Origin of the sequence: Georgenia phoenicis (genome assembly GCF_047302425.1) — a bacterium.
Lineage (GTDB): Bacteria > Actinomycetota > Actinomycetes > Actinomycetales > Actinomycetaceae > Oceanitalea.
This window is the reverse complement of record NZ_CP154855.1, coordinates 98,428-122,726: the sequence shown is the minus strand read 5'-3', so window position 1 is coordinate 122,726 and position 24,299 is coordinate 98,428. Positions and strand designations below refer to the sequence as shown.

Annotated in this window: 23 protein-coding genes and 1 pseudogene; 15 read left to right on the top strand and 9 right to left on the bottom strand. The window is 74.0% G+C overall.

What is annotated here, in order from left to right:
* The first annotated feature begins 4 nt into the window (after positions 1-4).
* Positions 5-157 (top strand): DUF4177 domain-containing protein, encoded by a 153-nt coding sequence (locus tag AA0005_RS00665; RefSeq protein WP_110851617.1) that lies wholly within the window; start codon positions 5-7, stop codon positions 155-157.
* Entirely contained in the window at positions 154-621 is a 468-nt protein-coding gene (locus tag AA0005_RS00660) for a RidA family protein (protein ID WP_413451515.1), read from the top strand. Before AA0005_RS00665 ends, AA0005_RS00660 begins: the two co-directional genes overlap by 4 nt.
* A gap of 84 nt (positions 622-705) precedes the next feature.
* On the opposite strand, the gene AA0005_RS00655 is transcribed toward AA0005_RS00660, so the two are convergent.
* Positions 706-1,440, bottom strand: a complete 735-nt coding sequence (locus AA0005_RS00655; protein ID WP_413451514.1) for a Crp/Fnr family transcriptional regulator — start codon at positions 1,438-1,440, stop codon at positions 706-708.
* A gap of 40 nt (positions 1,441-1,480) precedes the next feature.
* Between AA0005_RS00655 and nth the strand changes: the two genes are divergently transcribed.
* Positions 1,481-2,182 (top strand): endonuclease III, encoded by a 702-nt coding sequence (nth, locus tag AA0005_RS00650; RefSeq protein ID WP_413451513.1) that lies wholly within the window; start codon positions 1,481-1,483, stop codon positions 2,180-2,182.
* Here nth and AA0005_RS00645 read toward each other — a convergent pair whose 3' ends face one another.
* Positions 2,183-3,091 (bottom strand): alpha/beta fold hydrolase, encoded by a 909-nt coding sequence (locus tag AA0005_RS00645; protein WP_413451512.1) that lies wholly within the window; start codon positions 3,089-3,091, stop codon positions 2,183-2,185.
* Positions 3,092-3,194: 103 nt separating this feature from the next.
* The gene (acs, locus tag AA0005_RS00640) at positions 3,195-5,192 is read right to left on the bottom strand and encodes an acetate--CoA ligase (protein ID WP_413451511.1); all 1,998 of its coding nucleotides are present in this window, start codon (positions 5,190-5,192) and stop codon (positions 3,195-3,197) included.
* 192 nt (positions 5,193-5,384) lie between these two features.
* Between acs and AA0005_RS00635 the strand changes: the two genes are divergently transcribed.
* Complete coding sequence (locus AA0005_RS00635) at positions 5,385-5,729, top strand: DUF485 domain-containing protein (protein ID WP_413451510.1); 345 nt, start codon at positions 5,385-5,387, stop codon at positions 5,727-5,729.
* Complete coding sequence (locus tag AA0005_RS00630; RefSeq protein ID WP_413451509.1) at positions 5,729-7,312, top strand: cation acetate symporter; 1,584 nt, start codon at positions 5,729-5,731, stop codon at positions 7,310-7,312. Before AA0005_RS00635 ends, AA0005_RS00630 begins: the two co-directional genes overlap by 1 nt.
* A gap of 71 nt (positions 7,313-7,383) precedes the next feature.
* Here AA0005_RS00630 and AA0005_RS00625 read toward each other — a convergent pair whose 3' ends face one another.
* On the bottom strand, positions 7,384-8,523 hold the full coding sequence (locus AA0005_RS00625; protein ID WP_413451508.1) for a hypothetical protein: 1,140 nt from the start codon (positions 8,521-8,523) through the stop codon (positions 7,384-7,386).
* A 69-nt stretch (positions 8,524-8,592) separates the two neighbouring features.
* Positions 8,593-9,375, bottom strand: coding sequence for an HAD family hydrolase (locus AA0005_RS00620; RefSeq protein ID WP_413451507.1), 783 nt, complete (start codon positions 9,373-9,375; stop codon positions 8,593-8,595).
* 155 nt (positions 9,376-9,530) lie between these two features.
* Between AA0005_RS00620 and AA0005_RS00615 the strand changes: the two genes are divergently transcribed.
* From AA0005_RS00615 to AA0005_RS00575, 9 genes and pseudogenes are all read left to right on the top strand, one after another.
* Positions 9,531-11,072, top strand: a complete 1,542-nt coding sequence (locus AA0005_RS00615; protein WP_413451506.1) for a sodium-dependent transporter — start codon at positions 9,531-9,533, stop codon at positions 11,070-11,072.
* Positions 11,069-11,218 (top strand): methionine/alanine import family NSS transporter small subunit, encoded by a 150-nt coding sequence (locus AA0005_RS00610; RefSeq protein WP_413451505.1) that lies wholly within the window; start codon positions 11,069-11,071, stop codon positions 11,216-11,218. Before AA0005_RS00615 ends, AA0005_RS00610 begins: the two co-directional genes overlap by 4 nt.
* A 114-nt stretch (positions 11,219-11,332) precedes the next feature.
* Positions 11,333-12,319, top strand: a complete 987-nt coding sequence (gene ssd / locus AA0005_RS00605) for a septum site-determining protein Ssd (protein ID WP_413451504.1) — start codon at positions 11,333-11,335, stop codon at positions 12,317-12,319.
* Complete coding sequence (locus AA0005_RS00600) at positions 12,316-13,467, top strand: TadA family conjugal transfer-associated ATPase (protein WP_413451503.1); 1,152 nt, start codon at positions 12,316-12,318, stop codon at positions 13,465-13,467. The genes ssd and AA0005_RS00600 overlap by 4 nt, the downstream gene beginning before the upstream one ends.
* Complete coding sequence (locus tag AA0005_RS00595; protein ID WP_413451502.1) at positions 13,464-14,129, top strand: hypothetical protein; 666 nt, start codon at positions 13,464-13,466, stop codon at positions 14,127-14,129. The genes AA0005_RS00600 and AA0005_RS00595 overlap by 4 nt, the downstream gene beginning before the upstream one ends.
* A complete protein-coding gene (locus tag AA0005_RS00590) occupies positions 14,126-14,674 on the top strand; it encodes a type II secretion system F family protein (protein WP_413451501.1) in 549 nt (182 codons plus the stop codon). The genes AA0005_RS00595 and AA0005_RS00590 overlap by 4 nt, the downstream gene beginning before the upstream one ends.
* A 59-nt stretch (positions 14,675-14,733) precedes the next feature.
* The gene (locus AA0005_RS00585; RefSeq protein ID WP_413453126.1) at positions 14,734-15,012 is read left to right on the top strand and encodes a DUF4244 domain-containing protein; all 279 of its coding nucleotides are present in this window, start codon (positions 14,734-14,736) and stop codon (positions 15,010-15,012) included.
* 49 nt (positions 15,013-15,061) lie between these two features.
* Positions 15,062-15,385 (top strand): TadE family type IV pilus minor pilin, encoded by a 324-nt coding sequence (locus AA0005_RS00580; RefSeq protein ID WP_413451500.1) that lies wholly within the window; start codon positions 15,062-15,064, stop codon positions 15,383-15,385.
* Positions 15,280-15,717 (top strand): annotated as a pseudogene (locus AA0005_RS00575) (Rv3654c family TadE-like protein); the annotation flags it as partial. The gene AA0005_RS00580 and the pseudogene AA0005_RS00575, both read left to right, overlap by 106 nt.
* 34 nt (positions 15,718-15,751) lie before the next feature.
* Here AA0005_RS00575 and AA0005_RS00570 read toward each other — a convergent pair.
* The gene (locus AA0005_RS00570; RefSeq protein ID WP_413451499.1) at positions 15,752-18,163 is read right to left on the bottom strand and encodes a DEAD/DEAH box helicase; all 2,412 of its coding nucleotides are present in this window, start codon (positions 18,161-18,163) and stop codon (positions 15,752-15,754) included.
* Positions 18,164-18,393: 230 nt separating this feature from the next.
* On the opposite strand from AA0005_RS00570, the gene AA0005_RS00565 reads away from it, so the two are divergent.
* Positions 18,394-20,703, top strand: coding sequence for a sodium-translocating pyrophosphatase (locus AA0005_RS00565; RefSeq protein WP_413451498.1), 2,310 nt, complete (start codon positions 18,394-18,396; stop codon positions 20,701-20,703).
* Positions 20,704-20,784: 81 nt separating this feature from the next.
* Here AA0005_RS00565 and AA0005_RS00560 read toward each other — a convergent pair whose 3' ends face one another.
* From AA0005_RS00560 to AA0005_RS00550, 3 genes are all read right to left on the bottom strand, one after another.
* A complete protein-coding gene (locus AA0005_RS00560; protein ID WP_413451497.1) occupies positions 20,785-21,225 on the bottom strand; it encodes a hypothetical protein in 441 nt (146 codons plus the stop codon).
* The gene (locus tag AA0005_RS00555; protein ID WP_413451496.1) at positions 21,222-22,112 is read right to left on the bottom strand and encodes a 3-methyladenine DNA glycosylase; all 891 of its coding nucleotides are present in this window, start codon (positions 22,110-22,112) and stop codon (positions 21,222-21,224) included. The genes AA0005_RS00560 and AA0005_RS00555 overlap by 4 nt, the downstream gene beginning before the upstream one ends.
* Before the next feature lie 116 nt (positions 22,113-22,228).
* A complete protein-coding gene (locus tag AA0005_RS00550) occupies positions 22,229-24,256 on the bottom strand; it encodes a bifunctional metallophosphatase/5'-nucleotidase (RefSeq protein WP_413451495.1) in 2,028 nt (675 codons plus the stop codon).
* Between the last annotated feature and the right edge of the window lie 43 nt (positions 24,257-24,299).

The window sequence follows — 24,299 nt, the reverse complement described above, 5'->3', positions numbered from 1 at the left end:
CGCCATGACGACCTGGGAGTACGCGACCATTCCTCTGCTCATCCACAACACCAAGGCGATCCTCGACCAGTGGGGCGCCGACGGCTGGGAGCTCGTGCAGGTGGTACCGGGGCCGACGCAGAACCCCGTCGCCTACCTCAAGCGGCCCAAGGCATGAGCATCGCGCGGCGTCTGCAGGAGCTGGGTCTGACCCTGCCTCCGGTCGTGCCGCCCGTCGCGAGCTACGTGCCCGCCGTCCGCCACGGCGACCTCGTGTGGACCTCGGGCCAGCTGCCCATGGTCGACGGCGCCCTGCCGCTCACCGGCAAGGTGGGCGACGGCGAGGGGCTGGTGCCGCCGGAGCGGGCCACCGAGCTCGCGCGCGTGGCGGCGCTCAACGGGCTCGCCGCCGTCGCGGCGAAGGTCGGCAACCTCGACGCCGTCGTCCAGGTGGTCAAGGTCGTCGGCTACGTGGCCAGCGACCCTGGCTTCACCGGGCAGCCGGGCGTCGTCAACGGCGCCTCGGACCTGCTCGGGGAGATCTTCGGTGAGGCCGGGCGCCACGCCCGCAGCGCCGTCGGGGTCAGTGCGCTTCCGCTGGACGCGCCCGTCGAGATCGAGCTCGTCCTCGCCGTCGGCTGACAACCACACGCGCACACAAACGCCGAGAGCGGAGTTGTTCCGAGGAACAACTCCGCTCTCGGCGTATGGGGGTAGGGCGCCGGGTCAGCGGGCGCGGCGCTTGAGGCGCTCGAGGTCGAGGATCTGCACCGCGCGGCCCTCGAGGCGGATCCAGCCGCGGGAGATGAAGTCCGCCAGCGACTTGTTCACGGTCTCGCGGGAGGCGCCGACGAGCTGGGCCAGCTCCTCCTGGGTGAGGTCGTGGGCGACCCGCAGGCCGTCGGGGGTCTGCTCGCCGAAGCGGACCGACAGGTCGAGCAGCGCCTTGGCCACGCGGCCGGGCACGTCGGAGAAGACGAGGTCCGCCAGCGCCTCGTTGGTCCGCCGCAGCCGGTGGGCCAGGGCGCGGAGCATGTGCTTGGCCAGCTCGGGGCGCGTGTCGAGCAGGTGCATGAAGGGGTCGTGCTGCAGCTCGAGCAGGCGGCTGGTGGCGACGGCGGTGGCCGTCGCGGTGCGCTCGCCGGGCTCGAAGAGGGTGAGCTCGCCGAGGAGCTCGCCCGGGCCGAGGATGGCGAGGAGGTTCTCCCGGCCGTCCGTGGAACGGTGTCCGAGCTTGATCTTGCCCTCGATGACGAGGAAGAGGCGGTCGCCGGGGTCGCCCTCGTGGAAGAGCGTCTCCCCGCGCCGCAGGCTCACCTCGTGCATGGCCTCGCGCAGGGCCGCTCGAGCGTCGTCGTCGAGGGAGGCAAAGAGGGGCACGGAGCTGATCGCGGAGTCGTCCACGTTTTGCGTCCTTTTCACGTCGGTGTCGGCGGCCGGGCCGAAGCCCTTGGCGACCATCCTGCCACTGAGGGCGGCCTGCCGCCCGTAACCTGGGCCGGTGAGCACCGACCTGCCGCTCGCCGAGCGTGGCCCGGCCCCCGCCGTCGAGGTCGACGACGTCCTCACCGAGGAGTGGCCCGACGCCCGCTGCGAGCTCGACTTCACCTCCCCCTTCGAGCTGCTCGTCGCCACCGTCCTGTCCGCCCAGACCACCGACGTCCGGGTGAACTCGGTGACCCCGACGCTGTTCCGCCGTTGGCCCGGACCGGCCGAGCTGGCCGCCGCCGGGCAGGGCGAGCTCGAGGAGGTGCTGCGGCCGCTCGGCTTCTTCCGCGCCAAGGCGACCTCCCTGCGCGGGCTGGCGGCCGCACTGCTCGCCGAGCACGGCGGGGAGGTGCCGGCGGACCTCGACGCGCTCGTCACGCTGCCCGGAGTGGGCCGCAAGACGGCGAACGTCGTCCTCGGCAACGCCTTCGGCGTCCCAGGCATCACGGTGGACACCCACGTGGGGCGCCTGGCGCGTCGGCTGGGGTGGACCACGAACAAGGACGCGGTCAAGGTCGAGCGCGACATCGCCGCGCTCGTCCCCGAGGAGCGGTGGACGATGCTGTGCCACCGGCTGATCTTCCACGGCCGCCGGGTGTGCCACTCCCGCCGGCCCGCGTGCGGTGCCTGCGTCCTCGGCGGCATGTGTCCGAGCTACGGCGTCGGCGAGACCGACCCCGAGGCGGCCGAGGCGCTCGTGCGGCGTCCGGACTGATCAGTCCGGGAGGCTGCCCAGGAAGTCGAGGAGGTGGCCGGTGACGGCCTCCGGGGCCTCCTCGGGCAGCAGGTGGCCCGCGGCCGGGAGGACGACGGTGCGCATCGGCCCCCGTACGTGGGCCGGGTCGGCCGCGAAGGCGGCGGCGGGGGCGAACCGGTCCGCACCGCCGCGCACGCTGAGCACCGGCACCGTGACGGGCTGGGCCATGGCCGCGAGGTAACGGCGACCGTCCGGCCGGGGGGTGGAGCGCACGAGCCAGCGCAGGTGCTCGAGGCTCGTGTGGGCCACCGACGGCAGTCGGACGGCGGCCTGGTAGGCAGCCAGCTCCTCGGGCGGCAGCACCCGCCCGGGCGCGGAGTAGTCGGTGAGCAGCCGGGTGACGAGGTCACCGCGGCGCAGCGCCTGCTCGGGGAACCAGGGCACCTGGGCGCGGGCGAGGAAGACGCGGGCGCGCGCGCCGAGGTGGTTGCGCGGCCGCAGCAGCGGCACCGGGTGGGGGGAGGCGAGGACGGCGACGGCGCGGGTGACGCGCGGCTGGAGCACCGGCATCGACCAGGCGAGCAGCCCACCGAAGTCGTGCCCGACGACGACCGCCCGCTCCCGGCCGAGCGAGCGCACCACACCGCCGACGTCGGCGGTGAGCACCGGTGTCGCGTGCCCGCCCGGCGGCTTGTCCGAGCCGCCGAAGCCGCGCAGGTCCATCGCCGCGACCCGGTAGCCGGCCTCGGCCAGGGCCGTCAGCTGGTGGCGCCAGGCCCACCAGAACTGGGGGAAGCCGTGGAGCAGGACGACCAGCTCACCGGCCTCCGGCCCCGCGAGCACGACGTGAAAGCGGGCACCGTTGGCCGGGACGAACCGGTGCTCCCACGGTCCGTCCTGCCACACCACGCTCTGTCCACTCGCCACGGGGGAAGCGTAGACGACCCCCGATCCGGCCCCCAGAACGCGCCGAGAGCGGGGCTGTTCCAGGAACAACCCCGCTCTCGACGCCGAGAAGACGCTCGACGGGCTACTTCTGCATGCCGGCGGTGATCTGGTCCATGACCGTCGAGTCGGCCAGGGTCGTCACGTCGCCGACCTGGCGGTTCTCCGCGACGTCGCGCAGGAGACGGCGCATGATCTTGCCGGACCGGGTCTTGGGCAGCTCGGAGACGACGAGGATCGAGCGCGGCTTGGCGATCGGACCGATCTCCTTGGCCACGTGCGCCCGCAGCTCGGCGATGTGCTGCTCGGCGCTCGCCTCGCTGGCGGCGGCGGCCGCCTCGCCACGCAGGATGACGAAGGCGACGACGGCCTGTCCGGTCGTGTCGTCGGTGGCCCCGACGACGGCGGCCTCGGCCACGGTGGGGTGGGAGACGAGCGCGGACTCGATCTCCGTCGTCGACAGGCGGTGGCCCGACACGTTCATGACGTCGTCGACGCGCCCGAGGACCCACAGGTCGCCGTCGTCGTCCTTCTTGGCGCCGTCACCGGCGAAGTAGATGCCGGGGAAGCGTGACCAGTAGGTGTCGTGGAAGCGCTGCTCGTCCCCCCAGATGCCGCGCAGCATCGCCGGCCACGGCTCGGTGAGGACGAGGTAGCCGCCGCTCCCCGCGGGGACCGGCTCGCCCGTCTCGTCGTAGACCTCGGCGCTGATGCCCGGCAGCGGGGTCTGGGCCGAGCCGGGCTTGGCCTCGGTGACGCCGGGCAGCGGGGAGATCATGATCGCGCCCGTCTCCGTCTGCCACCAGGTGTCCACGACCGGGGTGCGGTCCCCGCCGATGACGCGGCGGTACCAGACCCACGCCTCGGGGTTGATCGGCTCGCCGACGGAGCCGAGCACCCGCAGCGAGGACAGGTCGAAGCGGCCGGGCTCCTCCTCGCCCCACTTCATGCACGTGCGGATCGCGGTGGGTGCGGTGTAGAGGATCGTCACCTTGTACTTCTCGACGATCTCCCACCAGCGGCCCTTGTGCGGGGTGTCCGGCGTGCCCTCGTACATCACCTGGGTGGCGCCGTTGATGAGCGGCCCGTAGGTGACGTAGGTGTGGCCGGTGACCCAGCCGATGTCGGCGGTGCACCAGTAGACGTCGGTCTCCGGCTTGAGGTCGAAGACGTTGCGGTGCGTGTAGGCGGACTGGGTGAGGTAGCCGCCGGTCGTGTGGAAGATGCCCTTGGGCTTCCCGGTGGTGCCGGAGGTGTAGAGGATGAACAGCGGGTGCTCGGCCTCCACCTCGACCGGCGCGAAGTCGGTGCCCTGGCGGGTGACGATATCGTCCCACCACACGTCGCGGCCCTCGGTCCAGGCGACGTCCTGGCCGGTGCGGCGCACGACGAGGACCTTCTCCACCGGCGTGTCACCGGAGGCGAGGGCGTCGTCGACGGCGGGCTTGAGGGCGCTGGGCTTGCCGCGCCGGTAGCCGCCGTCGGCGGTGATGACGACCTTCGCGGCGGCGTCGTTGATGCGCGTGTGCAGCGCCTCGGCGGAGAAGCCGCCGAAGACGACCGAGTGCGGTGCGCCGATGCGGGCACAGGCGAGCATCGCGACGACCGCCTCGGGGATCATCGGCAGGTAGATCGCCACCCGGTCACCGGTCTGCACGCCGAGCTCGGCGAGGGCCGCGGCGGCGCGGGCCACCTCGTCGCGCAGCTCGGCGTAGGTGATCGTGCGGGTGTCGCCCTGCTCGCCCTCCCAGTGGATGGCCACCCGGTCCCCGTTGCCGGCCTCGACGTGCCGGTCGACGGCGTTGTAGGCGGCATTGAGCCGGCCGTCGCCGAACCAGCGGGCGCGCGGCGCCTCGGACCAGTCGAGGACCTCGGTGAAGTCCGTGGACCAGGTGAGGAGCTCGCGGGCCTGCTCGGCCCAGAAGCCGAGGCGGTCCTCCGCGGTGCGGTCGTAGAGCTCCGCGGTGGCGTTCGCCTGGGCGGCGAACTCGGGGCTCGGCGGGAAGCGGCGCTCCTCGACGAGCAGGTTCTCCAGGCCGCCTGCCTCGGCGGAGCCGGGCGCAGCGCTGGTGTGGTCAACCATGTTTCCTCCGGACGACGTTGTTCGTTGCCATCGCCGTGCCCCCGTATGGCCGGGATCACATCGGCACGCCTCGAATGTACCGTTCGTCCGCTGGTGGTGGGGACGTGGCCCGTCGTGCGGCGTCGAAAACGATCTCTGATACGTTGCCCGCGGTCACGCCGTCGTGACCTGCGTCACCGAGAAGGGGGAACAATGACACACGATCGACCAGGAGCCCTGCGGCAGCCCACTGCCGCGGAGTTCCGCACCGTGCAGGAGTCGGCGGACTTCCGCCGCCTGCGCAGCAGCTTCCGGGCGTTCGCCTTCCCGATGACGGCGGCGTTCCTCGTCTGGTACCTGTCCTACGTGCTGCTGTCCACCTACGCCGAGGAGCTCATGTCCCGGGAGGTGCTGGGCAACCTCAACATCGGCCTGCTCTTCGGCCTCGGCCAGTTCGTCAGCACCTTCCTCATCACCTGGCTCTACATCCGCCACGCGAACAAGTCGCTCGACCCCGTGGCCACGAAGCTGCGCACCGAGCTGGAAGGGGGCCTGTGATGGACGTCGGCAACCCGTGGCTCAACATCGGCATCTTCCTCGTCTTCGTCGCCGTCACCCTCGTCATCGTCGTGCGGGTGTCGCGGACGACGACGTCGGTCGGGGACTTCTACCACGGCGGTCGGAGCTTCTCCGGGCGCCAGAACGGCGTCGCGATCGCCGGCGACTACCTCTCCGCGGCGTCCTTCCTCGGCATCGTCGGCGCCGTGGCCCTCTACGGCTACGACGGTCTGCTCTACTCCGTCGGCTTCCTCGTCGCGTGGCTCGTGGCGCTGTTGCTCGTCGCCGAGCCGCTGCGCAACACCGGCAAGTACACGATGGCCGACGTCCTCAGCTTCCGGATGAAGCAGCGGCCGGTCCGCACGGCCGCGGCGACCTCCACCCTGGCGATCACCTTCTTCTATCTGCTCGCGCAGATGGCCGGCGCGGGTGCGCTGGTCTCGCTGTTGCTCGGCGTCGACAGCAGGGCGGGGCAGTCGGCCGTCATCGCGATCGTCGGCGCGCTCATGATCGTCTACGTGATGATCGGCGGGATGAAGGGCACCACGTGGGTGCAGATCATCAAGGCGGTGCTCCTCATCGCCGCCGTCGGCATCATGACCGTGTGGATCATGGCCTCCAACGGCTTCAACCTCAGCGCGCTGCTCGGCCGCGCGGTCGACGCCCACCCCGAGGGCGGGGCCATCCTTGAGCCGATGCTCCAGTACGGGACCTCGGACACGAGCAAGATCGGCTTCGTCTCCCTGGCCATCGCGCTCGTCTTCGGCGCGGCGGGCCTGCCGCACGTGCTCATGCGCTTCTACACGGTGCCCAGCGCCAAGGAGGCGCGCAGCTCGGTCGTGTGGGCGATCGCGCTCATCGGCTTCTTCTACCTGTGCACGCTCGTGCTCGGCTACGCGGCGGTCTACCTCGTGGGTGCGGACACCATCCGCAACGCCCCGGGCGGCTCCAACGCCGCCGCGCCCGCGCTCGCCTACGAGCTCGGCGGCACGCTGCTCCTCGGCATCGTCGCGGCCGTCGCCTTCGCGACGATCCTCGCCGTGGTCGCCGGCCTGACGATCACCGCCTCGGCCTCCTTCGCGCACGACGTCTACAACGGCGTGCTCAAGGACGGCAAGGCCTCCCCCGAGAAGGAGGTCAAGGTGGCGCGGCGCACCGCCGTCGTCATCGGGGCGATCTCGATCGTCGGCGGGATCCTGGCGGCCGAGCAGAACGTCGCCTTCCTCGTCTCGCTCGCCTTCGCGATCGCGGCGAGCGCGAACCTGCCCTCGATCCTCTTCTCGCTGTACTGGAAGCGGTTCAACACGCGCGGGTCGACGTGGAGCATCTACGGCGGGCTCATCAGCGCCCTCGTCCTCATCGCCTTCTCGCCAGTCGTGTCCGGCAGTGAGACGGCGATGATCGCGGGCGCCGACTTCGACTGGTTCCCGCTGTCCAACCCGGCGATCGTGTCGGTCCCGCTCGGCTTCTTCCTCGGCTGGCTCGGCTCGGTCACCTCGCGCGACCACGACGACGCCAAGCAGGCGGAGATGGAGGTCCGCTCGATGACGGGTGCCGGCGCGGAGCGCGCCGTCAGCCACTGACGACGGCGAACGGGCCGGTCGCGGGGAGTCCCGCGGCCGGCCCGTTCTCGTACCGCTCGCTCGAGCGGCGCTCAGGCGGCGACGGCGGGGCGCACCTCGCGGCGGCCCTGGCGGCGGGCGCCGTGGGAGACGACGCCGACGAGCACGAGGGCGACGCCGAGCGCGACGAGCCGGCCGGTGCTGCCCGAGGCCACGAGGTGGTGGGCGACGTTGTCCCCGAGGTCGCCGAGCTGCGCGAGCCACGACTCGACCGGCTCGAGGAGCTCCTGGGTCCAGGCCGGGACGGCGATGAAGGGCACGCCGACGACAGTGACGAGCACGCCGGTGACGATCGCCCCGACCGAGCTCCAGCGGGCCGCGAGCAGGATGACGGCGAGGACGAGCAGGCCGCCGGCGAGCTCGAGGATCGCCGCGACATTGAGGTTCGTCGTGTCCCACGGGTTGCCCGCCGGGAGCGTGAGCCGTGCCCCGGCGTCGGCGACGAGGTACCAGGCCACGGGCGTGAGGATCACGGTGACCAGGATGGTGAGGACGTGCGCCTTGCCCCGCGACGGCGGGCGGGTGTGGGCGGTGGTGCCCTCGAGGACGACGTCCCGCTCGCGGCGAGCGGAAGCCGGCTCCGCGGTCTCCGGCTCGCGCTCCGGTGCGCCGTCGTGCGACGACGCCGTGGCCGCGGCACCGGCCGTGGCGCCGGCGGCGGGCCACGCGGTGGTCGCCGGCTCGGGCTGCGGCTCAGGATCGGGCTGCGGCTCGGGCTCGCCCGGGTGGCGCTCGCCGGTGAGGTAGGCGGCGCTGCGGTGCTCGGCCAGGCCGGAGCGCGGAACCGGCCGCTCGGCCTGGTGGGAGCGCAGGACCTGGGTGGTCTCGCTGGTGTCGCCGGACGCGTCGGCGTCGTGCTCGGCGGTCAGCGGCCGGGTGGACGCGTCGCCGTCGTCGTACGGCCCGGCGGCGGGGTCGTCGGCGGGGAGCGGGCGGGTGGCGGCGTCGTCGGCTGCGGGCCGGCCCGGGTCCTCCGTCACGGAGCTGTCGGCCGGGTACGCCTCGGGGTCGGCGGGGCCGGGCGAGGCTTCCTCGTTCCGGTGCTCGCCGTCGGCCGGCGCGGTCGCGGCGGGCTCGCCGACGGTGGGGACCGGGCCCGTCGCGTCGTCGTCGCGGGTCACGTCGCCGTTCTGCTCGTCGGGCCGGTCACGCTCATAGGGGTTGTCTGACACGTCGCCTCCTCGGGTGTGCGGTCCTCAACGTAGCGAGGCGGCGGCGAGGCGCAGGGGGCGGCGCGCCGGTCAGCGGCGGCTCCGGCGCCCGGCCAGCCAGCCGAGCGCGACGACGGCGACGACCGCGGCAACCAGGACCGCGCGGCGGCGGTGCGGCGGGCGCACGGGCACCGGGCGGGAGAAGTCCCGCACCTGCCAGCCCCGGGCGAGGGCGTGCCGGCGCAGCGCGCGGTCGGGGTTGACCGCGACCGGGTGGCCGACGGCCTCGAGCATGGGCAGGTCGGTGACGGAGTCGCTGTAGGCGTGGCTGGCGGCGAGGTCGTAGCCGCGCTCGCGGGCGAGCTCGCGGATCGCCGTCGCCTTCGTCGGCCCGTACGCGTAGAACTCCAGCTGGTCGGTGAAGCGGCCGTCGGCGACGACGGGACGGGTGGCGATGACGTGGTCCGCGCCGAGCAGCTCCCCGATCGGCCGCACGACGGCCTCGCTCGAGGCGGACACGACGACGACGTCCTCACCCGCCGCGTGGTGCTCGGCGATGAGCTCCAGCGCCTCCTGGTAGACGACCGGGCGCACGTGCTCCTCGAGGGCCGCCGCGGCGACGGCCTCGGTGCGGGCGGCGTCCCAACCGAGGGAGATCTGCGCCAGACGGTCCTTCATCCGCTCGGTCTGGTCGTGGTTCGCGCCGAAGGAGAGGTAGCCGAGCTGGGCGTAAAGGCCGCGCAGCGCGCCGGCGCGGGTGAGCAGCCCGTCGGCGTAGAAGGCCTTGGACAGGGCGAGCGACGAGGACCCGGCGATGACGGTCTTGTCGAGGTCGAAGAACGCCGCGGGGCGTCCGGCTGAAGCGTGTGGCACGGGCGGAACCTCCTGCCCCGACCCTAACCGCCGGCGCCGACAGCTCCGGCCCACACGCGGTGTCCACCACCTGAGACGCGCGCTCGTCCTGGCTGAGCAGGAGGGCTAGATTTCCCGGCACCACCGACGCGGGTGGGCGACGACGAGGGGACAGGATGGCACAGCGGACAGCGCCCGAACGGGAGCAGTGGACCGGCCAGTACGGCTTCATCCTCGCCGCGATCGGGTCGGCGGTGGGCCTGGGGAACATCTGGCGCTTCCCCGGCGTGGCCTACGAGAACGGCGGCGGCGCCTTCCTCATCCCCTACCTCGTCGCTCTCCTCACCGCGGGCGTGCCGATCCTCCTGCTCGACTACTCCCTCGGGCACCGCTTCCGCGGCTCCGCGCCGACCGTCTTCCGGCGGCTGGGCAAGAAGTTCGAGCCGCTGGGCTGGTTCCAGGTGGCCATCTCCTTCATCATCGCGACCTACTACACGGTGATCATCGTGTGGGCGATCCGCTACATCGGCTTCTCCGTCGACATGGCGTGGGGTGATGACCCCGCGGGCTTCTTCTTCGGCAGCTTCCTCCAGGACAGCGGCGCGGAGCTGAGCACCGACTACGTCGGCGGGATCTTCTGGCCGATGCTCGTGCTGTGGGTGGTCGTCCTCGTCGTGCTCGCGCTCGGCGTGCAGCGGGGCCTGGAGCGGGCGAACAAGATCTTCATGCCGCTGCTCGTCGTGCTCTTCGCGATCATGGTCGTCCGCGCCCTGTTCCTCGAAGGGGCCGCCGACGGTCTCACCGCCTTCTTCACCCCGAACTGGGAGGCGCTGCTCGACGCGAACGTGTGGATCGCCGCCTACAGCCAGATCTTCTTCTCGCTGTCGATCGCCTTCGGCATCATGATCACGTACTCCAGCTACCTCAAGCGGCGGTCGAACGTCGCGCCCACGGGGTACGTCGTCGCCTTCGCCAACTCCTCCTTCGAGCTGCTCGCCGGGATCGGCGTCTTCGCCACGCTCGGCTTCATGGCCGCGCAGCAGGGGGTGGCCGTCGGGGAGCTGGAGAACCTCAGCGGCGTCATGCTCAGCTTCGCGACCTTCCCCCAGATCGTCTCGATGATGCCCGGCGGGCCGATCTTCGGGATCCTCTTCTTCACCTCCCTGGCGCTCGCGGGCTTCACCTCCCTCATCTCGATCCTCCAGGTGGTCTCGGCCGCCTTCCAGGAGAAGTTCGGGCTCAACCGCGTCCAGGTGTCCCTCCTCATCGGCGGCGTCGCGGCGGTCATCTCCCTGGCGCTGTACTCCTCGACCTCCGGCCTGGCGATCCTCGACACGGTGGACAAGTACACGAACGAGGTCGGGGTCGTCCTCTCCGCGATCCTCACCTGCGTCGTCGTCACCGTCGGGGCACGCAAGCTCCCCGAGCTGCGCGCCCACCTCAACGCTGTGTCCACCGGGCACGTGGGTCGCTGGTGGAGCGTGCTCGTCGGGGCGGTCGTGCCGGTCGCCCTCCTCGTCATGCTCGTCTCGAGCCTCCTGTCGCTGCTCGAGGAGCCCTACAGCGGCTACCCGTGGACGTTCGTCAACGTCGCCGGGTGGGGCACGATCGGCCTCATGGCCGTCGCGGCCCTCGTCTACACCCTCGTCCCGTGGCGCCGGCCCGTGGACGACTTCACCCCGGACCAGCTGTCCACTCCTGAGGAGGCCCGGCGATGACCCCGCTCGCGATCGCCTTCATGCTGCTCGCCATGCTCATCATCTGGGGCGGGCTCGCCGCTGCTATCACCTTCCTCGTCAAGAACCCGCTCGAGGACGACGACGCCACCTCCTCCCGCCCCACCGGCAGGCGCCCCCGCACCTGAGCGGCGGGCGGTCCCCAGGACTCGCTCGCGCCGGCCTCCTCCCCAGACGGGAGGCCATCCTCGATGCCCTCTGGTCCTCCTTCGTCATCCTCGGGGTGACGAAGGAGGACGGGCATGGAGGCAGCGGTGAGGGCGGCGCTCCGCTCGGGTGACCGGCACCTGGTCGAGCGGGTCCGGCGCCTGTGCACCCTCGCGGGCGTGACGCTGGAGGTCCTACCACCGGGCAGTGACCCGCCCGAGGCGGCCGTGCTCCTCGACGACCGTGCCGAGTGCGCTCCCCCGCCCTGGCGCGAGACCGCGGCCGCGGTGGAGGTGGTCGAGCTCGGTGCCGGCGGCCTGCACCTCCCGGCCGACGCTGAGGTCGTGCTCGGGGTGCTCAGCCGCGCGGCGGCACCGCGGCGCGCGCGGGTCGTCGGTGTCGTGGGTGCGGTGGGCGGGGTGGGCACCTCGGCGCTCGCGGCCGTCGTCGCGCGGCTGGCCGTCGCCGCAGGGCGCACGACGGCGCTCGTCGACCTCGACCCCGCGGGCGGCGGCCTCGAGGTGCTCCTCGGGACCGAGCACGACCCCGGCCCCCGCTGGTGCGACGTGCTCCCCGAGCGTGGCGGCTTCCCGCCCGACCGCCTCATGGCCGTGCTGCCGCAGTGGCACGGGCTGCGCGTGCTGTCCTCCGACGTGCGCGGCGGGGTGCCGCCCGGCCACCCGGTGGCCCTCGACGCCGTGAGCGCCCTGACGAGGGCCGCGGACGCCGTCGTCCTCGACCTGCCCCGCTCGGTGCTGGCGCCCGGCGGGGAGCCGGAGTGGCTGGCACTGTGTGACGAGACGGTCCTCGTGACCACCTGCGACACCCGCGCTGCCGCGGCCGCCGCGGCGGCGGTCGGCGTGCTCGGCCAGGTGCGGCTCGTCGTGCGCGGCCCGGCGGCAGGCACGCTGCTGCCCGAGGACGTCGCCGAGGTGTGCGCCCGGCCGCTGGCCGCGGTGCTGCGCCCCGAGCGCGCTTTCACGGCCGGCGTCGAGCGCGGCCTGGGCCCCGGGGACCAGCGGCGCGGTCCGCTGCTCGCCACGGGCCGGCGGCTGCTGCGGGCCGTGGGGCTGGGACCGTGACCACCGTTGCCGAGGTGCGGGCCGCCCTGGCCCGCGGCGAGGGGGAGGCTGACGGCGCACGGGTGAGCTCCGCCGTCGCCGGGCTGCCCGCCTCAGCCGCCCAGGGCTGGCGGGCGCTGCTCGAGCTCGACTCGCGCGCCCGCGCGGCACTCGTCGGGGCCGGCGAGCTGCAGGAGCTGCTCGAGGACCCCGCGGTCACCGACGTCCTCGTCAACGGGGAACGGGGGGTGTGGGTCGACCGGGGTCGCGGCCTGCAGCGGCATCCGGCGGAACTCGGCGGCGAGGCGGAGGTCCGGGCCCTGGCCACCCGGCTGGCGGCGGCGTGCGGGCAGCGGCTGGACGAGGCCTGCCCCGTCGTCGACGGCGCGCTGCCCGACGGCACCCGGCTCCACGCGGTGCTGCCGCCCGTCTCCGCGGAGGGCACCCTCATCAGCCTGCGGACCCAGCGCGGGCGGGCGCTGACGGTCGAGGAGCTCGTGGCCGGCGGGACCGTCGCACCGGCGCTCGCCGACGTGCTGCGCGGGCTCGTCGCCACCCGGGCCAACGTCCTCGTCAGCGGGGCCGCGGGCGCCGGCAAGACGACGCTCCTCGCGGCGCTGCTGTCCACCGTGGGCGAGCACGAGCGGATCGTGTGCATCGAGGAGGCGGTCGAGCTGCGCCCCGATCACCCCCACGTCGTCCACCTCCAGGTGCGCCGCGCCAACGTCCAGCAGGCCGGCGGCGTCGAGATGGCCGAACTCGTGCGGGCCGCGATGCGCATGCGCCCCGACCGCCTCGTCCTCGGTGAGTGTCGCGGGGCGGAGGTGCGGGAGGTGCTCGGCGCCCTCAACACGGGCCACGACGGCGGGTGGGCCACCGTCCACGCCAACGCCCCGGCGGACGTGCCCGCGCGGCTCATCGCCCTGGGCTCGCTCGCCGGGATGGGCGAGCACGCCGTCGCCGTCCAGGCGGTGAGCGCGCTCGACGCCGTCCTCCACGTCAGCCGCACGGAGAGCGGGAGGCGGCTCACCGAGGTCGGTGTCCTGGCCCGCCGCGGCCCCGACCTCGTGTGCGACACCGCGCTACGGGTCACCGCCCGGGGGGAGGTGCGGGAGGGCCCGGCCTGGCCGGTGCTCGCCGACCGCCTCGACCAGCGGGAGGGGCCGTGACCGTCCTCGTCCTGCTGGCGGCGCTCGCGGTCCTCGCCTGGGCGCCCGGCCGCCCGGCGTCGCGCCCGACGCGTCCGCGGCGCAGGTGGTCCCTCCCACGCCGGCACCGGCGGCGTCCGCCCGACCTCGCCGTCGTCGTCACCGAGGTGGCCAGCCGGCTGCGGACCGGTGCGACGCCCGCCGACGCGTGGGCGACGACGGTCGACAGGCTCCTGGGCCCCGCGCCGGGTGGCGAGCCGCCCGCGGACGACGGCGTGCCACCGGCGCTCACCCGGCTCGTCACCGCCTGCGCGGGCGACCCGGGCACCGCCGCTGCTGCGCGCACCGTCGTGGCGGCCAGCCGGCTCACCCACACGCTCGGCGCACCCCTCGCGGAGGTGCTCGAGCGCTGCGCCGCCACCGTGACCGAGGCGGAGCAGGCGAGCGACGCCCGCCGGACCGCTCTCGCCGGACCGCGCTCCACGGCCCGCATCCTCTCCGGGCTGCCCCTCCTCGGCCTGCTGCTCGGGGCCGGGCTGGGCGCCGACCCGCTCGGCTCGGCCACGGACGGCGGCTGGGGCAGCGCGAGCGTCGTCCTCGGTCTGCTCCTCCTGCTCGCGGGGCGGCGGTGGACCGCTGCGCTCGTCGGGGCGGCGCAGCGGGGAGGGACGGCCTCACGGTGAGCGGCGCGCTCGTGCTCGCGGCGGCGCTCGCCGCCCTGCCGTGGCTGCTCGCCCGGCCGGGCCCTCCGCGCGTGCCCCGGCGCCTGCGGCGCAGGGAGCGGGAGGCGCGGGTACCGACGGACACGGCCGTCCTCCTCGACCTCCTCGACGTCGCCCTCGCCTCCGGCACCTCGGTCCCCGGTGCGCTCGCGGCGCTCGGTGTGGCGAGCGCACCCGACCCGGCCGGGCCGCGGCTGAGGGCCGCGGGCACCGCGCTGCGTCTCGGGGCGACGTGGCAGGAGGCATGGGAGTCCTGTCCGCCGACCCTGCGCCCGCTCGCCGACGCCCTGGAACCCGCGTGGACCGACGGTGTGGATCCCTGCCCGCTCGTGCGTCAGGCCGCCGCCTCGATCCGTTCCCGGCGCCGCCAGGAGGCGCGGGAGGCCGCCGAGCGGCTCGGTGCCCGGCTCGTGCTCCCGCTGGGGCTGTGCTTCCTGCCCGCCTTCGTCCTGCTCGCGATGGCCCCCGTGCTCCTCTCGGGCGTCGGCTCCCTGCTGGCCCGATGAGCCCCAGACCGCGCTCGCGGGAGCCCCGTGCACAGAAGCGGCCCGCGGCCCGCCGCGGTGTGGTCGTGCCGTCCCACAGTGGACGCACCCGGCTGACTCGCAGCCGGACCGACGAAAGGACGACCATCATGCGCTGGGCACGAACCGCACGCGCGTCCCTGCAGGCCCGCCTGCGGACGCTTCGCCAGAGCGCCGAGGCCGGCATGGCCACGGCCGAGTACGCCATCGCCACGCTCGCCGCAGCGGGATTCGCCGGGCTGCTGCTCGTCATCCTGCGTAGCGCCGAGGTGCGGGGCTTCCTCCTCGGCATCATCCGCCAGGCCCTCCAGGTGGGATGACGTGGGCGGCCGGGCAGGACGGCGTCGCTCGCACCACGAACGGGGAGCGGTGACGGCCGAGCTGGCGCTCGTCCTGCCCGCCGTCGTCATGGTGCTGCTCGTGTGCTGCACCCTCGGGGCAGCGGTGCTCGGGCAGGTCCGCTGCGCGGATGCCGCCCGCGCCGGTGCCCGCGCGGCAGCGATCGGTGAGCCGGCGGCGGTCGTCCTGTCCGTCGCCCGCGAGCTCGCCGGGGCGGACGCGGAGGTGAGCATCGAGGCCGACGGTGCGTGGGTCGAGGTCGTCGTCTCCCGGCCGGTCGCCGCCGGCGTGCTCGGCGCGGGCACCCTCGAGGCCCGGGCCAGCGCCCGGGCCTGGGTGGAGCCGGGGCCGTGAGCGGGACGTCGGAGCCTGGCCGTGCGCGGGAGCGAGGCTCCGGCACTGTGCTCGGGATCGGCCTCGTCGCCCTCGCGCTCACCCTCACGGTCGTCGTCGCCACTCTCGGGCAGGTCGTCGCGGGACGGGGAGCCGCCCAGACGGCCGCCGACCTCGCGGCCCTCGCCGCTGCCGAGCGGCTGCAGGCACCCGGCGGTGGCGCGTGCGTGGTCGCGGCGAGCGTCGCTGCCGCGCACGGCACCACCCTGGTGGGCTGCGCCGTCGCGGGCGAGGACGTGACGGTCACCGTGGCGCGGGACGTCGGACCGGGTCTCGTCGCGCGGGCCGAGGCGCGTGCCGGGCCCGCCCACCGCGTCGGCGGAGCGGCTACGCGGGGCAGGCAGCGACGAGGAAGCGCAGCACGCGCACCGCCGCGGCCTTGTCGAGCGGGGAGTTGCCGTTGCCGCACTTGGGGGACTGCACGCAGCTGGGGCAGCCGTCGGCGCAGCCGCAGCCGGCCACCGCCCCGAGCGTCGCCGTCAGCCACTCGCGGGCCGCGCGGAAGCCGCGCTCGGCGAATCCCGCGCCGCCGGGGTAGGCGTCGTGGACGAAGACCGTGGGCACGAGCGTGTCCTGGTGCACGGCGGTCGACAGGCCGCCGAGGTCCCAGCGGTCGCAGGTCGCGACGATCGGCAGCAGCCCGATGGAGGCGTGCTCGGCCGCGTGGAGCGCCCCGGGAAGCACGTCCGCGGCGACCCCGGCCTCGGCCAGCGCCTCCGCACTCACCGACCACCACACCGCGCTCGTGCGCAGCACGCGCTCGGGCAGCTCGAGGGGGTAGGAGCCGACGATCTCCAGGCCGGGCAGGCGGCGCCGGTCGTAGCCGGTCACCTGGGAGGTCACCTCGACCATCCCGCGCGACCAGCGCACGGTGGCACCGGCCGGGTGGGGCCACTCGGCGTGCTCCTGCTCCTCGATGATCCGCACGGTCGTCGCACTGCGGGCCTTGGTCCGGTAGGACAGCTCCGGCTCGGCGTGGACGAGGGCGACGTCGTCGGCGAGCGAGTCGACGACGAAGGTGCGGCCCTGGTGGACGTAGACGGCACCCGGGTGGACGGTGCCGTCGGCGCGGGCGCCGTCGACCGTGCCGAGCACCCGCCCGGTGCCGGCCTCGACCACCTGCACCGGCTGGCCGTGCCCGCCGCGCAGGTCGGTGAGCGAGGAGGGCTGCTCGGGCCGGGCGAAGTTCCAGAACCAGCCGTTCGGCCGCCGGCGCAGGAAGTCCTGGGCGGTGAGCAGCTGGAGGAGAGCGTCGTCGGGCAGGCCGAAGCGGGGCAGGTCCGCCTCGGTGAGCGGCACCTCCGAGGCCGCGGCGCACAGGTGCGGGGCTAGGACGTAGGGGTTGGCGGGGTCGAAGGTCGTCACCTCGACGGCCTGTCCGAAGACGGACTCGGGGTGGTGGACGAGGTAGGCGTCCAGCGGGTCCTCCGAGGCGACGAGCACCGCGAGCCCGTCCCGCCCGGCGCGGCCCGAGCGGCCGGCCTGCTGCCACATCGACACGCGAGTGCCCGGCCAGCCGGTCATCACCACGGCGTCCAGCCCGGAGACGTCCACGCCGAGCTCGAGGGCGTTCGTCGTCGCCAGCGCGAGGAGGTCCCCCTCGCGCAGCGCCCGCTCCAGGGCCCGGCGCTCCTCGGGCAGGTAGCCGCCCCGGTAGACGGCCACCCGGTCGGACAGCCCGGTGCCGGCCAGCTGGTGCTGGACCTGCTCGGCCACCGCCTCCGCGCCGTACCGGGAGCGGACGAAGGCGAGCGTGCGCGCCCCGGCCCGTACCAGGCGGGCGACGAGTGTCGCCGCCTCGCTCGAGGCGCTGCGCCGCGGCCCGGCGGCCTCGAGCTCGGCCTGCTCCTCCGGCAGCGCGACCCCCTCACCGGGCCACTGCCGGCCCTCCCGGGTGAAGCCGGGCTGCCACAGGACGATCGTGCGGGTGCCGCTCGGGGCGGTGTCCTCGACGACGGCGTGCACCTCGGCGGGGTCCACGCCGATGAGCCGGGCGCCGGTCGCGGCCGGCTCGCCGGTCGTCGCCGAGGCCAGGACGACGGTCGGGCGGGCGCCGTAGTGCTCGGCCACGCGCAGCAGGCGGCGCAGCACGAGGGCCACGTGGGCGCCCAGCACCCCGCGGTAGGCGTGGCACTCGTCGACGACGACGAAGCGCAGGCCGCGCAGCAGCCGCTGCCAGCGCCGGTGGCTGGGCAGCATCGAGAAGTGGAGGAAGTCGGGGTTGCTCAGCACGATGTCGGCGTGGTCGCGGGCCCAGTCCCGCTCGGCGAGCGGGGTGTCGCCGTCGCAGGTCGTCGCCCGCACCCCGCGCAGTGACGCGGCCTGCAGGAGCCGCTCGAGCCCGGCGAGCTGGTCCGCCGCGAGCGCCTTCGTCGGTGACAGGTAGAGCGTCGTCGGCCGGCGGGCGTACCCGGCGATCCGGCCCGCGTCCGGTCCGGCAGCCGCCTCGGCGCCCTCCCGCACGGCGCTGATCGCTGGCAGCCACGCCGCCAGCGACTTGCCCGAGCCGGTGGCCGTGGCGATGACCGTGTGCCGGCCCGACCACACCGACTCCGCCGCCTCCACCTGGTGCTCCCAGGGCGCCTCCACGCCCAGCCGCCGGTAGCCCGCCACGAGGTCGGCGTCCGCCCACGCGGGCCACTGCCCCGTCCGTCCCTCGCGCGCCGGAAGGTGCTCGACGTGGAGCAGCCGGTCGTCGTCCTCGCCGAGCCGGCGCAGGAGGGGGAGGAGCTCACTCACCCGTCCATCATCGCCCCGCGCGGGCGACCAGGTGCTCCGGGCGCCTGGACCGTCGGACGAGCGGGCTCGTCCGACAGCGTGATTTCACGTCCGGCGTTGCCGGAACCCGCTCGCACGCCCCACCGACATGCGTAGACTCCGGCACGTCACTGCGCGGCGGTAGCGCCGCATGAACGCCACCGAGCGCTGACATCGCTGTGGGCGCCGGTGGGCACTGCCGAGGAGGGCGGATGCTCGAGCTGAGTGCGTCAAGTCTGGTCATTGTCGGGGTCATCGCCGGGGTCGCGGTCGTCGCGCTCCTCATCGCGGTGGTGCTACGGAAGCAGGTGCTCGCGGCCGACGAGGGGTCGGTCCGGATGCAGGAGATCGCCCAGGCGATCCAGGAGGGCGCCCGCGCGTACCTCAACCGGCAGTTCCGGACCCTGGCGCTCTTCGTCGTCGTCGTCTGTGCGCTGCTCTTCCTGCTCCCCGGCGACGGCGGGATCAAGGCGGGCCGTGCCGTCGCCTTCGTCCTCGGTGCCGGCTTCTCCGCCGCCATCGGCTACCTCGGCATGTGGCTGGCGGTGCGGGCGAACCTGCGCGTGGCCGCCTCCGCCCAGCACCCCGACGGCCGCCGGGAGGGCGCCCGCATCGCCTTCCGCACCGGCGGGGTCGTCGGCATGTCCGTCGTCGGACTCGGCCTCCTCGGGGCGGCCGGCGTCGTCCTCGTCTTCCAGGGCGACGCCCCCGCGGTCCTCGAGGGCTTCGGCTTCGGGGCGGCGCTGCTCGCCATGTTCATGCGCGTGGGTGGCGGCATCTTCACCAAGGCCGCCGACGTCGGCGCGGACCTCGTCGGCAAGGTCGAGCAGGGCATCCCCGAGGACGACCCCCGGAACGCCGCGACCATCGCCGACAACGTCGGTGACAACGTCGGCGACTGCGCCGGCATGGCCGCCGACCTCTTCGAGTCCTACGCCGTCACGCTCGTCGCCTCCCTCATCCTCGGCAAGGCCGCCTTCGGTGAGCAGGGCATGATCTTCCCGCTCGTCGTCGCCGCGATCGGCGCCGTCGTCGCCGTCCTCGGTGTGGCGATCACCCGGGTGCGCGGCGCGGAGGGTGCGCTCACCACCATCTACCGCGGCTTCTACGTCTCGGCGCTCGCGGGCGTCGTCCTCGCCGCGGTCGCCGCCTTCCTCTACCTGCCCTCGACCTTCGGGGCGATCAACGGCGTCAGCGCCGACCTCGTCGACCACGACGGCGACCCCCGCCTCATCGCCGCCGCCGCCGTCACCATCGGTGTCGTCCTCGCCGGCGTCATCCTCTGGCTCACCGGCTACTTCACCGGCACGACCTCCAAGCCCACGCTCCACGTCGCGAGCACCTCGCGCACCGGCGCGGCGACCGTCGTCCTGTCCGGTATCGGCGTCGGCTTCGAGTCGGCGGTCTACACCGCCGGCATCATCGCCGCCGCGATCTGCGGGGTCTTCCTCCTCGCCGGCGGCTCGGTGTGGCTGGCGCTGTTCCTCGTCGCGCTCGCCGGCTGCGGGCTGCTCACCACCGTGGGCGTCATCGTCGCGATGGACACCTTCGGGCCGGTGTCGGACAACGCCCAGGGCATCGCCGAGATGTCCGGGGAGGTCGGTCCCGAGGGCGCGCAGATCCTCACCGACCTCGACGCCGCCGGGAACACGACCAAGGCCATCACCAAGGGCATCGCCATCGCCACCGCGGTCCTCGCCGCGACGGCGCTCTTCGGCTCCTACGCCGACGCCGTGGGTCAGTCGCTGCAGGACATCCTCGACTCCGGCACCGAGCTGGCCGGCGGCATCGTCACCTCGATGCTCAGCTACGAGATCATCTCCCCGGTCACGCTCGTCGGCGTCATCCTCGGCGCGGCCACCGTCTTCCTGTTCTCCGGGCTGGCGATCGACGCCGTCACCCGCGCCGCCGGCGCGATCGTCTTCGAGGTCCGCCGCCAGTTCCGCGAGAACCCCGGCATCATGACCGGCGAGGTCCGCCCCGAGTACGGCCGCGTCGTCGACATCTGCACGCGCGACTCCCTGCGCGAGCTCGCCACCCCGGGCCTCCTCGCCGCCTTCGCGCCCATCGCCGTCGGCTTCGGGCTCGGCGTCGGGCCGCTCGCCGGCTTCCTCGGCGGCGCCATCGCCGCGGGCGTCCTCATGGCCGTCTTCCTCGCCAACGCCGGCGGCACGTGGGACAACGCGAAGAAGATCGTCGAGGACGGTCGGTACGGCGGCAAGGGCTCCGAGGCGCACGCCGCCGTCGTCATCGGCGACACCGTGGGCGACCCCTTCAAGGACACCGCCGGGCCGGCCATCAACCCGCTCATCAAGGTGATGAACCTCGTCGCGGTGCTCATCGCACCCGCCGTCGTCCAGCTGAGCGTGCCGGCCGACGCCAACCACGTGCTGCGCATCGGCATCGCCTCGGCGGCCGCCGCCGTCGCCTTCGGTGCGGTCATCGCCTCGCGGCTGCGCGCGGCGAAGGTCGACGAGGAGAACGAGGTCCGCACCGAGGTCGCCTCCTCACCCGCCCACTGACCCACCCCCCGACGCCGACAGCCGGACCTCGCCAGGCGAGATCCGGCTGTCGGCGCCAGGGAACGGGGACGGTCCAGCCGGTCAGCTCTCGTCGGGGGACGGCGCGGGGGCGAGCCGGGGGGAGTCGCAGCGGGCGAAGTCGCCGCTGCTGCCCGCGTGGTAGGAGAACTCCCGCCCCTGCGCGGCGAGCACGAGGCGGGAGCCGGGCACCTGGGCCTGGGTGTAGCTCATCCCCGGAGTCGGGCAGCCGAGCGAGCCGTCGGGCCACGTGACGTCCTCGTGGCTCACCACGGTGACGTCGGCCGCCTCGATCCCGAGGTGGGCGGCGAGGTCCGCGACCGCCGCCTCGACCTGCGGCGTGCGCTCCACCGGCGTCGCGGACGTGGCGGCCGGCGCGGGCGTCGTGGGCATCTCGTGGGACGACGGCGCCTCGCTCCCGCCGGGAGCCGGCTCGCCCCCGCACGCGGTGAGAAGGAGGACGACGACGGCGAGTGCGGCGGTCCGCACGTGCGTGGCACTCACAGCCCCAGCTCCTCCCCGACGGCGACGAGCCGCTCCCGCAGCGGTGCAGAGCGCTCGGCGAAGGCACGTTGCGCGGCGACGTACTCCGCGCGGCCCTCGGTCGTCTCGATGGCGACCGGGCTGTGACCGAGGGACGTGACGTCGTAGGGCGAGGCCCGCATGTCGAGGACCCGGATGTCCCGCGCCAGCTCCACGCAGTCGAGGAGCAGCTCGCCGGGACAGGCCGGCCCGAGCGTGATCGCGGCGTGCATGAGGTCCATGTTCGCGTGCAGGCAGCCGGGCTGCTCGAGCTCGGGCTGGGTCTCGCGGGTGGGCTGCAGCCGGTTGACCGGCCGGGCCTCCGGCGTGAAGAAGCGGAAGGCGTCGAAGTGCGTGCAGCGCACCGGGTGGGCCTCGACGACGGCGTCCGTGCCGTCCGGGCCCAGCCGCAGCGGCAGGTCGTGGCGCCGCTCGGCCGCGGGCTGGCGGTAGACCATCGCCCACTCGTGCAGGCCCAGGCAGCCGAGGTGCGGAGCGCGGGCCGCGGTGGCCCGCAGGATCGTGAGGAGCCGGCGCAGCGCCGGCCCGCGGTCGGTGACGAAGGCGGAGGCGTCCAGGCGCACCCCGCCCTCGGGGGTGCGCACGTGCCAGCGCCAGCCGGCGCGGACGGCCAGCAGCTCGTCGTCGCCGAGGAGCGTGACCCCGACGCCCGGGTGCCAGCGATCGAGGCGGCCCGCGCGGATGGCGTAGTAGTCGAAGAGGAAGTCCTCGATCGGGTGGTTCTCGCCGCGTGAGCGCCGCTCCCGGTGGGCACCGGTGAGCTCCAGGGCGCGCTGCCGGTGGCTCGACTCGCGCGCGAGCCACTCGGGCGCGGCCAGTGCCCGAGCGTTCACTGCCGCGACGGTCATGCCCCCAGCCTAGGCACCCCCTCCCGCCCCTCCCACCCCTGCGTCCCGGTCGGGAGCGGAGCTGTTGCGGTCACAGTTCCGCTCCCGACGGGGGAGTGGGGGAGGGGGCGGCGTGCCTATGCGCCCGGCCGGCGGCGGGCGAGGAGGGCGGCGCCGGCGGTGAGGGCGAGCAGGGCGAGGCCGGCGAGCGCGGCCACCGGGGCGCCGGTGTTCGGCAGGCTGCCGGGGCCGGCCGCGGGCGGCGGGGTCGTCGCGTCGGGGCCCGCGGGGGCCGTCGTCGGCTCCGCGGTGGTCGGCTCCTCCGTGGGCTCCTCGGTCGGCTCACCGGGCGTCGTCGGCTCCGGGGCGGGGAGCGGCGCGGTGACGAGCTGCCAGTTCTCGACGAAGAAGTCGTCCGGGTCGATGACCCCGCGCTCCTGGGCCCACTCGATGAGCAGCTGGCGGATCTCCAGGCGCTCGTCGTACACGACCTCGGCGTCCGCGACGTGCGGGAAGGCACCGCCGCCGCTCTGGCGGTAGTTGTTCACCGCCATGACGAACTCGTCGTCCGCACCCACCGGCGTGCCGTCCGGGTAGGTGAGGCTGGCGATGCGCTCACCGACCGGCTGGGAGACGTCGATGACGTAGTCCAGGCCGGAGATGACGTCGTAGTTGTAGTCCGGCACGCCCTCGGGACGGTCCGGGTAGACGGCGTTCGTGCCCGTCGCAGGGTCGAACTCCGCGCCCTCCTCGACCCGGTTGAAGTACCGGGCCGAGTACTCGAGGTAGTCGCGCAGCTCGGCACCGGTGAGGACCACCGCCGAGAGAGTGTTCTCGTAGATGTACAGGCCCGCGATGTCGGCGATCGTCACCTCCCCCTCGGGGAAGACGGCCGTGCGGGAGAAGGGTGAGGCCTGGGAGATGACCGTCCGCCCTGCGCGCTCTCCCTCGGGCAGTGCGGCCTCGACGGTCGTCTGCTGCACGTGGTTGATGAAGTCGATGATCGGAGTGTCCTCGTAGCGGGACGTCTCGGCCAGCAGCTCGGTCACCGACTCCGCGACCGGGGTGTTGACGTACTCGACCGTCGTCCCGTGCGCCTCGGTGAGCAGCTCGCGCAGCCCCTCGTCCTCCGCGTACTCGGTGCCGCGACGGGCCTGCGCCGTCGGCGCGACGCCCTCGCTCCAGTCGACCTCCCAGCCGCCCGCGGCGCCGGGGACGAGTGCGAGCGTGGTCTCGGTGACCGAGCGGGCCCAGTAGTCGGGCTGGGTCATGAGTACCTGCTCACCCGCGACGTTCGTGAAGAGCCGCTCGGGCACGTCCTGGTGGGTGTGGCCGGCGACGATGACGTCGATGCCGGGCACCTGCCGGGCGATGTTCCCGGTGACGTCCTCGTGCAGCGCCGTGCGGTCGTAGTCCTCGTCGCTCACGTTGCCGTCGCCGGTGTGCGCGATGACGACGACGACGTCGGCGAGCGCCTCCACCTCCGGCACCCACCGCTCGGCCGCCGTCACCATGTCCTGGAACTCGAGCACGCCCTCGACGTGCTGCTTGTCCCACACCCGCACGCCGGGGGTGACGAGGCCGAGGACGCCGACGGTCACGTCCTCACCGTCGATCCTCATGTTCACGAGCTCGTAGGGCTGGTGGTAGGGCTCGCCGGTCCCGACGTCGATGACGTTGGCCCCGAGCAGCGGGGCGTCGAGGTCGTCCTCGTACGCGGACAGGAGGTCGAGCCCGTAGTTGTACTCGTGGTTGCCGACGACCTGGACGTCGTAGTCCAGGGCGTTGAAGGCGGTGGCCATGGGATGAGTGACCTCGTCAGCGAGGACGGACTGCCGGCCCGCGCCCATGCCGTAGTAGTAGGTGAGCGGCGTGCCCTGGATCGCGTCGCCGTTGTCGAGGAGGAGGACGGACTCCTCGCCCCTCTCGGCGCGCACCTCCGCGACGGCGCTCGCGACGCGAGTGAGCCCGAGCGAGTCGTCGGCGGGGAAGGGGGCGTTGCGGAAGTAGTCCCAGTCGTAGACGTGACCGTGGACGTCAGTGGTGGCCAGCAGCGTGAGCTCGAGCCGGTCCGGGTCGGTGGGCTGGCCGACGGCGGGTGCTGCCGCCGCTGCCAGGAGGACGGCCGCCGTGGTCGCGGCGGGAACTGCCCTGCGTGTGCGCATGTGGTCCTTCCGGGTCGGTGTGGACGTGCTGCCCCGGGACCGG

Excerpts from the sequence above, each read along its gene's own strand:
- AA0005_RS00665 (WP_110851617.1), top strand. The coding sequence starts at position 5 with ATGACGACCTGGGAGTACGCGACCATTCCTCTGCTCATCCACAACACC.
- AA0005_RS00660 (WP_413451515.1), top strand. The coding sequence starts at position 154 with ATGAGCATCGCGCGGCGTCTGCAGGAGCTGGGTCTGACCCTGCCTCCG.
- AA0005_RS00555 (WP_413451496.1), bottom strand. The coding sequence starts at position 22,112 with ATGACCGTCGCGGCAGTGAACGCTCGGGCACTGGCCGCGCCCGAGTGG.
- AA0005_RS00655 (WP_413451514.1), bottom strand. The coding sequence starts at position 1,440 with ATGGTCGCCAAGGGCTTCGGCCCGGCCGCCGACACCGACGTGAAAAGG.
- ssd (WP_413451504.1), top strand. The coding sequence starts at position 11,333 with ATGGAGGCAGCGGTGAGGGCGGCGCTCCGCTCGGGTGACCGGCACCTG.
- AA0005_RS00635 (WP_413451510.1), top strand. The coding sequence starts at position 5,385 with ATGACACACGATCGACCAGGAGCCCTGCGGCAGCCCACTGCCGCGGAG.
- AA0005_RS00615 (WP_413451506.1), top strand. The coding sequence starts at position 9,531 with ATGGCACAGCGGACAGCGCCCGAACGGGAGCAGTGGACCGGCCAGTAC.
- AA0005_RS00565 (WP_413451498.1), top strand. The coding sequence starts at position 18,394 with ATGCTCGAGCTGAGTGCGTCAAGTCTGGTCATTGTCGGGGTCATCGCC.
- AA0005_RS00550 (WP_413451495.1), bottom strand. The coding sequence starts at position 24,256 with ATGCGCACACGCAGGGCAGTTCCCGCCGCGACCACGGCGGCCGTCCTC.
- acs (WP_413451511.1), bottom strand. The coding sequence starts at position 5,192 with ATGGTTGACCACACCAGCGCTGCGCCCGGCTCCGCCGAGGCAGGCGGC.
- AA0005_RS00610 (WP_413451505.1), top strand. The coding sequence starts at position 11,069 with ATGACCCCGCTCGCGATCGCCTTCATGCTGCTCGCCATGCTCATCATC.
- AA0005_RS00630 (WP_413451509.1), top strand. The coding sequence starts at position 5,729 with ATGGACGTCGGCAACCCGTGGCTCAACATCGGCATCTTCCTCGTCTTC.